Annotated in this window: 10 protein-coding genes and 1 pseudogene; 10 read left to right on the forward strand and 1 reads right to left on the reverse strand. The window is 50.1% G+C overall.

The features are described 5' to 3' along the window. The first annotated feature begins 132 nt into the window (after positions 1 to 132). From ahpC to IT774_RS06645, 7 genes and pseudogenes are all read left to right on the forward strand, one after another. Positions 133 to 690 (forward strand): alkyl hydroperoxide reductase subunit C, encoded by a 558-nt coding sequence (gene ahpC / locus IT774_RS06615; protein ID WP_456300156.1) that lies wholly within the window; start codon positions 133 to 135, stop codon positions 688 to 690. An 82-nt stretch (positions 691 to 772) separates the two neighbouring features. Continuing rightward, positions 773 to 2353, forward strand: a complete 1581-nt coding sequence (ahpF, locus tag IT774_RS06620) for an alkyl hydroperoxide reductase subunit F (protein ID WP_195811877.1) — start codon at positions 773 to 775, stop codon at positions 2351 to 2353. 170 nt (positions 2354 to 2523) lie between these two features. Then, on the forward strand, positions 2524 to 3087 hold the full coding sequence (locus IT774_RS06625) for a TetR/AcrR family transcriptional regulator (protein WP_195811878.1): 564 nt from the start codon (positions 2524 to 2526) through the stop codon (positions 3085 to 3087). After that, a complete protein-coding gene (locus IT774_RS06630; RefSeq protein ID WP_195811879.1) occupies positions 3077 to 4177 on the forward strand; it encodes an efflux RND transporter periplasmic adaptor subunit in 1101 nt (366 codons plus the stop codon). The genes IT774_RS06625 and IT774_RS06630 overlap by 11 nt, the downstream gene beginning before the upstream one ends. Positions 4178 to 4224: 47 nt before the next feature. Next, a pseudogene (locus IT774_RS06635) lies at positions 4225 to 7220 on the forward strand (efflux RND transporter permease subunit). A gap of 216 nt (positions 7221 to 7436) precedes the next feature. Next, positions 7437 to 8225, forward strand: a complete 789-nt coding sequence (locus tag IT774_RS06640; protein ID WP_332308885.1) for a hypothetical protein — start codon at positions 7437 to 7439, stop codon at positions 8223 to 8225. A gap of 224 nt (positions 8226 to 8449) precedes the next feature. Continuing rightward, complete coding sequence (locus IT774_RS06645) at positions 8450 to 8665, forward strand: hypothetical protein (protein ID WP_195811880.1); 216 nt, start codon at positions 8450 to 8452, stop codon at positions 8663 to 8665. 157 nt (positions 8666 to 8822) lie between these two features. Here the strand turns inward: IT774_RS06645 and IT774_RS06650 are convergent, their stop codons facing one another. Further along, entirely contained in the window at positions 8823 to 9797 is a 975-nt protein-coding gene (locus IT774_RS06650; protein WP_195811881.1) for an aldo/keto reductase, read from the reverse strand. 104 nt (positions 9798 to 9901) lie between these two features. On the opposite strand from IT774_RS06650, the gene IT774_RS17370 reads away from it, so the two are divergent. The 3 genes from IT774_RS17370 to IT774_RS06660 all read left to right on the forward strand — a co-directional run bounded on the left by IT774_RS17370 (position 9902) and on the right by IT774_RS06660 (position 11342). Then, a complete protein-coding gene (locus IT774_RS17370) occupies positions 9902 to 10180 on the forward strand; it encodes a helix-turn-helix domain-containing protein (protein ID WP_232365145.1) in 279 nt (92 codons plus the stop codon). A 29-nt stretch (positions 10181 to 10209) separates the two neighbouring features. Beyond that, a complete protein-coding gene (locus IT774_RS17375) occupies positions 10210 to 10647 on the forward strand; it encodes a LysR substrate-binding domain-containing protein (protein WP_232365146.1) in 438 nt (145 codons plus the stop codon). Between the two features lie 302 nt (positions 10648 to 10949). Beyond that, positions 10950 to 11342, forward strand: a complete 393-nt coding sequence (locus IT774_RS06660; protein WP_195811882.1) for a DUF1294 domain-containing protein — start codon at positions 10950 to 10952, stop codon at positions 11340 to 11342. Positions 11343 to 11360: the final 18 nt, after the last annotated feature.

The following is an 11360-nucleotide window of genomic DNA, read 5'->3' on the forward strand; positions in this document are numbered from 1 at the left end:
TTATAACCAGTCGAACGGGGCGCGGATTAAAGCAAACCGACAATTTCATTAATTCGTACACTTTGTGACTTTTTACTCTTTTGCGTAAAAGCTCACAAACTAAATTAACTCTCAAGGAGATTAAACATGGCATTGATTAATACTGCTATTAAACCATTTAAAGCAAACGCGTTTAAAGATGGTGAATTTGTAGAAGTTAGCAGCGAAGACATCAAAGGCAAGTGGTCTGTATTTGTATTCTATCCAGCAGACTTTACTTTTGTATGCCCAACTGAGCTTGGCGATGTTGCTGATAAGTACGAAGAGCTGCAGTCTCGTGGTGTAGAGGTTTTCTCTGTATCTACCGATACTCACTTTACTCACGCTGCATGGCACCAGTCGTCAGACACCATTAACAAAATTAAGTTTGCGATGATCGGCGACCCAACTGGCGAAATCACCCGCAACTTCGATTGCATGCGTGAAAACATGGGTCTGGCTGACCGTGCAACATTTGTAGTTGACCCAGAAGGTATCGTGCAGGCAATGGAAATTACCTCTGAAGGTATTGGCCGTGACGCCGACGACCTGGTACGCAAAGTTAAAGCAGCACAGTATGTTGCTTCTCACCCAGGTGAAGTTTGCCCAGCGAAATGGAAAGAAGGTGAAGAAACACTGGCACCTTCATTAGACCTGGTTGGCAAAATCTAAATCCTTGGTAGTTTAGCTATCGATTAAAAGGCGGGCTACGGCCCGCTTTTTTCACCCAATCAACGAAAGAGGCAGATTCGACGTGTTGACCAAAGAAATTTTGCAAGCCCTGAAAGGCTATGCTGAATCCATGCAAAAAGAAGTAACGTTCGTGCTCCAGACTGGCGAACACAGCAAGCGTGACGAACTCGTGACGTTTCTGTCTGATATCGCTGGGGTGAGTGACAACATTCAATTTGAACAGCGTGACACTGCAGGTGTTTTACGCAGCGCCCTGAGTTTCTTAATTGAAGCTGATGGCGAAGATACCGGAATTCGTTTTTCAGGAATTCCCGCCGGGCATGAGTTTAACTCATTGGTACTGGCCATGCTGCATGCCTCAGGCACAGCACTAAAAGTAGACGATAGTCTGCAAAGCATTATCAAAGGGGTTAAAGAAGACCTGAACTTTGAAGTATTTATCAGCTTGAGCTGTCATAACTGTCCGGACGTGGTCCAGGCATTGAACCAGTTCGCGCTGATCAACCCGCACATCAAGACTGAAATGATTGATGGTGGTTTGTATCCAAATCTGGTGGCCGAACGCGATATCCAGGGTGTGCCGTCGGTATACCTGAACGGTGAGCTGTTCGCCAACGGCAAAGTTGAAGCCGGTACGTTAATCGAAAAACTGATTGAACGCGATCCGTCGCTTACTGAAGCTAACAAAGGTCAGTCTTTGCCGCTACAGGATGTGACCGTGATTGGCGGTGGTCCGGCTGGCGTAAGTGCGGCAATTTACAGTGCCCGTAAAGGCCTGAATGTAACTCTGATTGCAGACCGCTTTGGTGGCCAGGTTAAAGATACCATGGGGATTGAAAACCTTATTTCAGTGTCCAAAACGACTGGCCCTGAGCTGGTGGGTAATCTTATGGAACACATGAAAGATTACGATATTACCCTTAAAGAGCACGTGCGGGTCGATAGCATTGATAAAGGTCATGTGAAAACCATCAACCTATCGTCGGGCGAGCAAATCGCGACCCGCTCTGTCATCGTGGCCACGGGTGCCCGCTGGAGAGAGCTGGGAGTACCCGGTGAACGTGAAAACGTAGGTAACGGCGTTGCCTATTGTCCGCATTGCGACGGGCCATTCTTTAAAGGTAAAGATGTGGCGGTGATCGGTGGTGGCAACTCAGGTATTGAAGCAGCACTGGATTTAGCCGGCATTGTAAAATCGGTCACCGTATTCGAGTTTATGCCTGAATTGAAGGCTGACCAGGTGTTGGTTAATCAGGCGCAAAAGCGCGATAATATTAATATTATTCGTAATGCGGCGACCCGTCAGATTGTAGCTGATAACGGTAAGGTCAGCGCTATCGAATACCAGGATCGGGCCACCGAGCAGGTGCATACGCTTGAGTTAGCGGGTGTCTTTGTGCAGATTGGCCTGGTGCCTAACAGCCAGTTCCTGGAAGGGGTCATCGAGCTGACCAAACATGGTGAAGTAGACATTGACGAGAAGTGCAATACCTCTGAACCGGGCATTTATGCCGCAGGGGATGTCACGACCGTGCCTTATAAGCAAATCGTGGTGTCGATGGGGGAAGGGGCAAAAGCCTCACTGGCAGCCTTTGAATATCTGCTAACCCACGAAACCGATGAAGAAGTTGAAGCCGCTTAATGGCTGCTCCACTATAATATTGAGAAAACCGGTCTTATGACCGGTTTTTTTATGTCTGAAATCATCCAATTTGGGGCGGCATGGGTAATAAGGGGCAATTTTTATCATCACCACTGGAATTTTTTTGTATAATATAAAAACCGACCAGTTGGTTTGTTATCGGGTAGACTATGTCGCAGAACAAGGTTTCATCACGGCAGCGTATTGTTGATGCTGCTATCGCTATTGCTATTAACCAGGGCCCGAAAACCCTCACCCTGGACAAAGTTGCTGCAAAGTGCGGGATGAGCAAAGGCGGTGTTATGCATCATTTCAAAAACAAAGAAATGCTGCTGGAGGCGCTGCTGGATAATCTGATGGAGACCGCCAAAGGCTACGAAGACTCAATATGCAAAGAGCATAGCGCGTTGTTGCCCATCACCCGCATGCTGCGCACCCGGGAACAGGTACATGATCATGTGAACCTGGATTACGCTCGCATCTTGCTGGTGGCGGCCACCGAGAACCCTGCACTGCTAAATAATTTTAAACAACATCTGGCTGACTTTGAGCAGGAGCTGCAACAGGATCCTGAGCGTTACTTCGATAGTCTGCTGCTTTGGCTTGCCATAGATGGACTAAGCTTTCAGGAATTATTGTCGGTCAGCCCTTTTAGTGAAAACCAACGCCAAAACATACGCAACAAATTGATCAGCATGGCTGAATCATTAGGAGAAAACACCGGTGAAAATTAATTATTCACAAACATTTGTACTGCTGCTGACCAGTCTGCTGGTTCTCACTGGTTGTTCAGGGCAGAACGAAGAAGTAACAGCAAAGCCGGCTCCATTGGTGCAGCTGTACGAGGTGGGCAAAGATGTGCAGCCAACAGTCAGACATTTTGTGGCCCGGGTGGATGCTCTGAGCACGGTGGATATGTCGTTTCAGGTAGCCGGTCGTATCAATAAACTGGCCGATCGACAGGGGGTGGTCATCCCTGAAGGTAAGTTACTGGCGGCGTTGGATCCGAAAGACTATGAACTGGCGCTGCGCCAGGCTCAGTCGAGTATGCGTAAAGCCAAATCTGATTTTGAGCGGGCCAAACAGTTAAAACAGGATAACTACATCAGTGAGTCAGAGTTTGATTCACTGCAAACCAGCTATGACAATGCCGAACTGGCGGTGGAAAATGCCCAGCTGAATGTGGAATACACCGAGCTGCATGCGCCGTTCGATGCGCTGATCACCAACCGGCTGGTAGAAAAATTCTCGTATGTACAGCCGAACCAGCCGGTACTGCGGGTGCAAAATATTAACTATCTGCGGGTGCATGTGAATATCCCGGAACAGCTGATGCGTCTGGCGGTGGAAGAAGCACCCCATTATCAGGTGTTTCTGGAAAACAAGCAGGGTGAAAAAATTCTCAATAAAGCCGGTGAGCCGGTTGAGCTGAGCTATCTGGAGCATAAAACCGAGGTGAACAGCGCCACCCAAACCTATCAGGTCACGTTTAAATTGCCGCGCCTGGACGGTGTTGAGCTGCTACCTGGCATGGTGCTTACCGCCCGTATCGAAATTGACCGAAGCAACGCCAGCCATTCAGGCTGGTGGGTGCCCATGAGCGCCATCGATACCTCGGGCTCCAATGAGTTCGCCGTGTGGGTGTATAACACCGCCTCTGACACAGTGACCTACCAGCCGGTGGAGTTGGGTATCATTCGCGATGAAAACGCACAGATTATCAGTGGCGTGGAGGCCGGACAGGTGATTGTGGCCGCAGGAATTCGTGAACTGCAAAATGATATGAAGGTGCGTCCATTCGATAGTGAGCAGCCAGTGTTATGAGAATTGCCACCTACTCAATAAAAAATCAGCTCACTATCTGGCTATTGATGGTGATCTTTCTGGTGGGCGGCATTAACGCCATTATTCAGATTGGCAAGCTTGAAGACCCGGCCTTCGCGATTAAAACCGCCATTGTGACTACCTATTACCCGGGCGCTACGGCCAAAGAGGTGGAGCTGGAAGTTACCGAACCCATCGAGTCATCAGTGCAACAGTTATCGCAACTGGGGGATATTACCTCGCGCTCCCTCCCGGGACAGTCACAGGTGACTGTAGAACTGCGGGACGATTTTAGCGGCGATAACCTGCCTCAGGCCTGGGATGAACTGCGCCGTAAAGTTGATGCTGCCCAGCGTTCATTACCTCGGGGCGCCGGCGCCCCCATTGTTAACGATGACTTTGGCGATGTTTACGGAATGTATTATGCGGTGACCGCTGAGGGATTTTCAAACCGGCAAAAACGCGAGCTGGCCTCACAACTTCGTCGCGAGGTACTGACCGTGCCGGGCGTGACCCGGGCGCAACTGGCCGGGGTCCCCGAAGAAACCATTTATGTCGAGGTGAGTCAGCAAAAACTGGCGAGCCTGGGGATATCCATGCAACAGATCGCCAGTGTGTTTCAAACTGAAAGCGCCATTGCCGATGCGGGTAGTGTACGGGTAGAAGATCGGCGGATTCGGTTGGTGGTGCCAGCCGGTGACGACTCCGCTGCGACGATACGCAACCTGAGCTTTGGGGTGCCCGGTACCACGGAGCAGCTCAACATTGGTGATATTGCCGATGTGTACCGCACAGAAACCGAAACGCCGCGTCAGCTTGCCCGTCATAACGGCCAGTCGGCCTTTACCCTGGCTATCGCCGGACGCAGCGATTTAAATATTGTAGATATCGGTACCAAAGTCGAAACGCATCTGGATATGTTGCGTGAGAAACTGCCGCTGGGGGTGGCGATAAATCCCATTTACGAACAGCATAAAGTGGTCGATGAAGCCATCAGCGACTTTCTGGTAAACCTGGCGGCTTCGGTCAGTATTGTGGTCGCGGTGCTGCTGCTGGTGATGGGCTGGCGGGTCGGCGTGGTGGTCGGCGGAACCTTGCTGCTAACCGTGCTGGGGACCGTTTTGTTCATGTGGATTTTTTCTATCCAGATGGAACGGATCTCGCTGGGAGCGCTAATCATCGCGATGGGCATGCTGGTCGATAATGCTATTGTGATTGCCGAGTCCATGCTATTGAATATGCAAAAAGGCAAAGGCTCGGTAGAGGCAGCAGAGGAAGCAGCGCAGCAAACCCAGTTCCCGTTACTGGCAGCCACCATTATCGGCATTCTGGCATTTGCCGGCATCGGTTTGTCGCAGGATACCACCGGCGATTTCATGTTTTCGCTGTTTGCCGTTATTCTTATCTCCTTGCTGCTGAGCTGGGTACTGGCAGTAACAGTCACGCCGTTACTGGGCCATTACTTATTCAAAACCGAAGCTAACCCTCAGCACGAAGATATCTACCAGGGCCGCGGTTTCAGAATGTACCAAGGCTTATTGGGCGCGGCGTTAAAACACCGCCGCCTGACGCTGGTGATTCTGTTTGCCACTACTGCCTTGTGTGTAGTGGGTTTTGGGCAGGTGAAGCAATCCTTTTTCCCGCCCTCTAATACCCCAATTTTTTATGTGAATTACTATTTGCCTCAAGGCAGCGATATACGCGCTACAGAAGCAGATATGATTGAGATAGAAAAGAAAATACTGCAGCGTGAAGAGGTGGTGAAAGTCACCAGTGTTATCGGCATGGGCGGCAGCCGGTTTATGCTGACCTATGCCCCTAAACTGCCGAATCCGGCTTATGGCCAGTTTATTGTGCGTACCGCACAGCGTGAACAGATACCGGCAGTGGTGGACTACATTCAAAACACCATTAATAGAGAACATCCCCAGGCGCAAATCTATTCGAAACGGATATTCTTTGGGCCGGCAGAAGGGGCAAAAATCGAAGCACGCTTTATGGGTAATGATCCTGAAGTATTGCGCAAGCTGGGCGCCGAAGCCTCGCGACTGATGTCGCAGTCGTCATTGGTCACCGATATTCGCCAGAACTGGCGGCAGCGCGAACTGGTCGTCAAACCGGTTATTGATGATGAAAAGGCCCGTATTGCCGGTTTGTCCCGTACCCAGATTGCCGATGCGCTGGAGTTTGCCAGTGTCGGTAACCAGGTTGGGGTGTACCGCGAAGAAGACCGCCAGATACCGGTGGTGATCCGGCCCCGGCCGAAGAGCGCCGAAGTATGTCGTGGCTTGAAGATCGTTTGATATACAGCGAGTCAGAACAAAGCTTTATTCCCGTAACCCAGGTGGTAAAAGACTTTGAACTGCAATCAGAAAACGGCCTTATTCACCGGCGTAACCGGGTTCGCACGCTAACCGTACAGGCTGAGCCCCGGGGCAATGTCACCGCCGCCACCGCCCGGGCGACCATTGTTGAGGCAGTGGAAAATATAGCACTGCCACAAGGCTATCAGCTGGAATGGGGCGGCGAGTTTGAAAGCTCGCGAAATGCTCAGGCCAGCCTGGCAACCAAGCTGCCCATCAGCTTTCTGGCCATGATTCTGATCACCATTTTGCTGTTTAATGCGTTACGACAGGCGGCGCTTATCTGGATTATTGTGCCCATGTGTATTTGCGGGGTTACCGCGGGGTTACTTATCACCGGCCTGCCGTTCAGCTTTACGGCCTTATTGGGGCTGTTGAGTCTGTCTGGGATGCTGATTAAAAATGCCATTGTATTGGTGGATGAAGCGGATCTGCGTCGCCAAAGTGCCGATAATCTGCATCAGGCTATTACCGGCGCCAGCATCAGCCGGGTCCGGCCGGTAATGCTGGCGGTACTGACTACCGTACTGGGCATGCTGCCACTATTGTGGGATGCTTTTTTTGCCAGTATGGCGGTCACGATTATGGGGGGATTAACCTTCGCCACCTTACTGACTCTGGTCGCGGTGCCGGTATTGTATTCGTTGTTTTTCAGCGAAAAAGATATGCACACCAGGTAGGCGCTGAAAATTACCCAACAAAGCCGCTTTGCGCCGGTTTTGTTGGTACTATGATAAAGACGGTGGCGATAATTTAAACAGCCTGCTACCATTTTGATCTTAATAGAGTTAATGTGGTATTTGAGAAGACTGAACCAACAAAAAAGGAATGAAAATGAAAAAGGTCTTAACCATTTTATTGATAGTGGTGCTGCTTATTATTGGGGGATCTGGTATATGCTGAGTGAAGCAGGCAATTTCATTCATACCCAGATTGAAAAGCAGGGTACCCGTTATCTTGGTACACCGGTCACCGTGGAAAATGTTGATCTGGCCTACAGCGAGGGCCGCTTATCCATTGTTGGCACTAATATCCAAAACCCTGAGACGTTCTCGGACGATAATGCCATTGCCCTGGGTGAGATGTCACTGGATTTAGGTGGTGCCACGTCTGAGCCTTATGTGATTCAAACTATAAGCATCTCGGCACCGGATATTCTTTATGAAGTTAATGCCTCAGGTGACAGCAACCTGCTGGTATTAAAAGATAACATCGAAGCAAATTTACCTGAACAATCCCAGGATCCAGAGCAAAGCGAATCAGAGCAAAACATGCCCCGGGTTATCGTTGAAAATGTAACGGTAAGCGACACCAGACTTCGTCTTAACTTTGAGCAGTTACAAACGGCCCAGCTAGAGATTGATAAGAAGTCCTACGAGGTCACCTTGCCGACTTTTAATGCCGGCCCAATCGGTAAGCCAGATGGTCTTCCTGCCGATCAGGTAGGCGCCGCGGTCATGAAGGCCATGCTTGATAATGTGATTAAGCAAGCCAAAACCGAAGCCCGTGAACGCGTAAAAGCAAAAGTTGCTGAAAAAATTGAAGCAGAAAAAGCGCGCGCCATGGAAAAAATCGATGCTGAAAAAGAGCGTGCCCGGGAAAAGCTGGACGAAGAAAAACAAAAACTGATGGATAAAGCGTCTGATAAATTAGGCGATTTGTTTAAGCGCGACGATGGCAAATAAGCCTGCCCGCTAACGCGCTTCCCACACCCTTAAGGGGTGATGTAAATGAAAAAGGTGTATTGATTTCAATGCACCTTTTTTTGTGTGTGGCGGCTACGCACAGCCGTGCTAAGAACGGTGTTATCGACAAATTTGACCCGCCGGGTAAACCAAATAGAAAGATTAGACGAAACAATAGAGACACAACCAAACTAATCTTTCAGGTTTTGAAAACAGGAGCGACTATGGTGAATGACAATGAAAAACAGGGCGATCGTAGTATTGCCGGCATGAAAGGGCTGGAGTCGGCCATTGCCAATGGCGAGACCGATCGGGTAAAACAGTATCTGGCCACTGAAATGCTGGGTGAGCTGCAAAAAAGCTATCTTATCGATCTTGCCAATACCAGCGACAATCCGGAAATTGCCAAGCTGATAGACGAAACGCCCACCCGTCCTTAATTCATACCCAGGATCTTTGAAGCAGCCTCAGACTGTTATGCCAGTCTGAGGTTTGTAACAGAGGGTAAAAGTAACTGATGGCAAACGGCCATAGCCGCATTATAGTTGCAAAAAACATAGCTGCCGGACGCCGCAGGTAACCGTGCTGCCGGTGTTTTCAGGGCAGTGCTTCTCCCCGTGACAACACATACAGATTATACCACTGTTCCCGGGTCAGGGTAAGGTGGGTGGCCTGTACGCAGTCTCTGATGCGTTCGATATTGGTGGTACCGATTACCGGCTGAATAGCAGCGGGGTGGCGCAACAAGAAGGCCAGCACAATCGCTTCGGCTGATACCTCGTAGTCGCTGGCGAGTTGCATAACATACTCCGTTGTCTGGCGTATATTCTGCTGCTCAGAATTAAGCCCGGCATCAGAAAATGCACCCTGAGCCAGGCAGCCCCAGGCCTGCAGCTGAATGTTGTGCAACTGACAATATTCAAGTAGCCCGGTATTAAAGCCGGCGTTGGCAGAGGCCGGAGTATTCACTGCGATACCGTCATCCAGCCAGTCGGTTTTCGCCAGACTCATTTCTATCTGATTGGCCACAATCGGCATCGACAACGCACTTTGCAAAAACGCAATTTGCGCCGTGTTCATATTCGACACCCCCAGCTGCGCAATTTTGCCTTGTTGGTGTAAGCCATTGACGGTCTCAGCCAGCTCATCTAACTGCATGAGTGGGTCGGGGCGGTGTAATAGCAGCACATCTAACTGTTCACAGTGCAGTCGTTGCAGACTCTGCTCTACCGAGTGTTGTATCCACTGCTGGGAAAAGTCGTAACGACCGGCGCCATGCTCATCTTCAAAACGAATGCCGCACTTTGATTGCAGGTACATTTGCTCACGCAGCGACGGGGTGTGTTTCAGTACCTGCCCAAACGCCTCCTCGGCTTTGGCAAATGTGTAAATATCTGCATGGTCAAACAAGGTAATGCCAGCTTCCAGCGCGGTATCGATAATTTCACGTGCCTGGGTAATATCCTGCTGGCTTACCGGATTGTTATTCCAGCCGCCGCCCAGACCCATGCACCCGTAAGCAATTCGGCTAACCTTTGGCAGGTGCTGCTGCAAGGCCAATGATGATGACATAACCAACTCCGTAACAACAAAAACCAACATAATATTGTTTTTTATAATAAACAAAATAAGCTGTAGGCGAATTCTTTGTTCACCTAAAAAAACAGCGGGCGGTTATGCTAGAACATAAACGAATGGAACGGCTCATGTTGTTTGTAGAGCTGGCGCAACAACTTAATTATACCCGGGCGGCGCAGGCCTTAGGGATCTCGAAAGGCTATTTGTCAGAGCAAATCAAGACACTGGAAAACGAACTGCAATGCCCGCTATTGCTGCGCACCACCCGTAGTGTGCGGCTGACCCCGAAGGCGAGCGTGCGCTTGAACAGGGCCTGGCGATCCGCAATCAGGTATTTCAGCTTGAGCGCAGCGTGGGCGAGCAGCATACTGCGTTAAGCGGAACTTTAAAAATAACCGCGCCAAAAATGTTTGCAGAAAGGTATTTGTTCGGGCTGTGTAAGGCATTTCGCCAGCAGCATCCGGGCATGATCTTCGACATAAACTGCAGTTACACCACTTTTAATCTACACCAGCAAAATATTGACCTGGCCTTCAGGGCCACCAATACACCGCCGCAAGACATGGTGGTGCATACGCTTTTTACCTACCGGCATGTATTGGTGGCGGCCCCCGATTATCTTGCCAACCACGGCACGCCAGTAACGGCTACAGAGTTATTGCAGCACAACTGTCTGCTGACCCAGCACCTGCGTACCTGGCCGCTTGGCGACGACAGCATTGCCGTTACCGGGAGTCTTATTACCAATGAAAACCATTTACTTCGTCAACAGGCGCTGGAAGGCGAGGGATTATTCGTATTGCCAGTTATTATGTACAAAAAGATATCGCCGCGGGCCGCTTAACCGAGGTGCTAACGCCGTATAGCCAGCGCACCAATAACCTGGTGCTGTTTTATCCGCAGTTGGTGTACCCGTCACAAAAACTACAGCATTTCAGCCGGTTTGTGCGGGCCTATTTTGACACCTAAGCGTGCTTTAGCCGTAAAACGGATTAACTTCAGGCTTTGGTTACCTCATTGTCAGACGGACGCAAGCAGAGGCCGGGTCAATGGTCGCGGTGCTTACTCTCAGGTAACAACGCACAATGTGGTTTGAACCTAATACAGCGCTTATACAAGAAACAACCAAACAACAGGATTGAGACAATGGCTAATACAAAATCAACACCCGCCCGACGACGTTCGCTAACCGGCTTTACGGTGGTCGCGTTACTGTTTGTGGCGGCTTTGTGGGTGGGAGCTCAGTGGGATCCGGGATTGACGCTAGTGGCCTTGCTGTACAGCGTAATGAGCCTGATCACGTTTATCTGGTACTGGCGTGACAAACGCGCCTCGATAGGCGAGAAATGGCGGGTGCCCGAGCTTACCCTGCATATGATGGCATTGTTAGGCGGCTGGCCGGGCGCCTGTGTTGCTCAGCAGGTATTCAGACACAAAACCCAGAAACGTACCTTTCGGGTGGTATTTGTGTTTACCTGCGGGGCTAATATTGCGCTCATCAGTTATCTGCTGTTCAGCACCACGCTATTCGCGCTTTAAGCTCGCTACGGAATATCA

The sequence above is a fragment of the Salinimonas marina genome (assembly GCF_015644725.1).
Lineage (GTDB): Bacteria > Pseudomonadota > Gammaproteobacteria > Enterobacterales > Alteromonadaceae > Alteromonas.